Source organism: Solirubrobacter phytolaccae (assembly GCF_027587195.1).
GTDB classification, from domain to species: domain Bacteria; phylum Actinomycetota; class Thermoleophilia; order Solirubrobacterales; family Solirubrobacteraceae; genus Solirubrobacter; species Solirubrobacter phytolaccae.
This window is the reverse complement of the sequence record NZ_JAPDDP010000163.1, coordinates 1-1,262: the sequence shown is the minus strand read 5'-3', so window position 1 is coordinate 1,262 and position 1,262 is coordinate 1. Positions and strand designations below refer to the sequence as shown.

General features: G+C 76.1%; 2 protein-coding genes. Both read left to right on the top strand.

The genetic code is table 11. The features are described 5' to 3' along the window. The first annotated feature begins 97 nt into the window (after positions 1-97). On the top strand, positions 98-457 hold the full coding sequence (locus tag OJ997_RS36235) for a hypothetical protein (protein ID WP_270030347.1): 360 nt from the start codon (positions 98-100) through the stop codon (positions 455-457). 42 nt (positions 458-499) lie between these two features. Then, entirely contained in the window at positions 500-1,153 is a 654-nt protein-coding gene (locus tag OJ997_RS36230) for a glycine-rich domain-containing protein (RefSeq protein WP_270030345.1), read from the top strand. Positions 1,154-1,262 lie beyond the last annotated feature (109 nt).

Genomic DNA, 1,262 nt, shown 5'->3' with positions numbered 1-1,262 from the left:
CCGCCGCCACCCCCGCCGCCCCTGAGCGAGCAGCCGTACGCGAACGACACGCCGCCGCTCGCCCAATGCCCCTTCTCTCGCGGCGGACGCGCTTGCGGTGCTCTCCGCGCTCGAGCACGCGGCCGAGCGGGCGCGGCTCATCGTCGAGGCGCTCGCCGACCATCCTCCGGAGGCGGTGGAGCGGCGGCTCGCCGAGGTGCGGGCGGGCGCCGACGCCGGCAAGGCCAAGCTCGTCGCCGCGCTCGCGTCGCAGCTCGCCGTCCAGCGCCGGATGCGGGCGGCGCTCGGCGGGTGGGAGAGCGAGATCGAGCGGCTGCTGGTCGAGCTCGAGACCGTCCGCGGGCGGGTGCTCGCCGACGACGAGACGACCGCGGCCGCCGAGCTCGACGGCCTGCGCGACGAGGTCACCGCGCTCGCGGCGCGGCTCGCCGCGGCAGGTGGGGAATCCGCCACCTAGGGCGGCTACCCGGCGGGGCGCGCGGCCTCGATGCTGCGCCCCATGAGCACCTTCACCCGCCTTCGCCGCACCGCGCGGCGTCACTTCATCACCGACCACGAGTACGCCCCGGACTTCGTCAAGAAGCTCCAGGACGAGCTCGGCGACCGCGCCACCGCGCTGCGCGCCCTCGAAGGCCTCGACGCCTGGTTCCTCGCCTGCCTGTACGCCGACGGCCGCATGATCGGCATGCCGTCGAAGGTCGTCGACATCGCCTGGCACGAGTTCATCCTCCGCACCCGCGAGTACACCGCGTTCTGCCAGCGCGCGTTCGGCGCCTACCTGCACCACGCGCCGGACTCGACGATGCACGTCTCCGCCGACTCCCTCCTGCCCGCCACCCTCGAGATGGTCGACAAGCACGACATCCCCATGGTCCTCTTCACCGCCGACGAGGACACGGGCTGGGACGACGGCTGCCGCTACTCCTCGACCGACTACGCCCGGATGCGCGCCGAGTACGCGACCGATCGTCCGAAGCGCCGCCACCGGTACGCCACGGCCGGAGGCGGCAGCGGCTACGCCGCCGGCGGCGCGGGATGCGGCGGCTACGGCGGCGACGGCGGGGGCTCCTCGTGCGGCGGAGGCGGAGGTGGCTGCGGCGGAGGCGGCGGAGGCGGGTGCGGAGGAGGCGGGTGCGGAGGAGGCGGCGGATAGGGCCGCGCGCCACGCCACGCGCCCAGCCCTGCCGCGCCACGCGACCGCGCCACGCCACCGCGCCACGCCACGCGCCCAGCCCTGCCGCGCCACGCCACGCGCGCCCAGC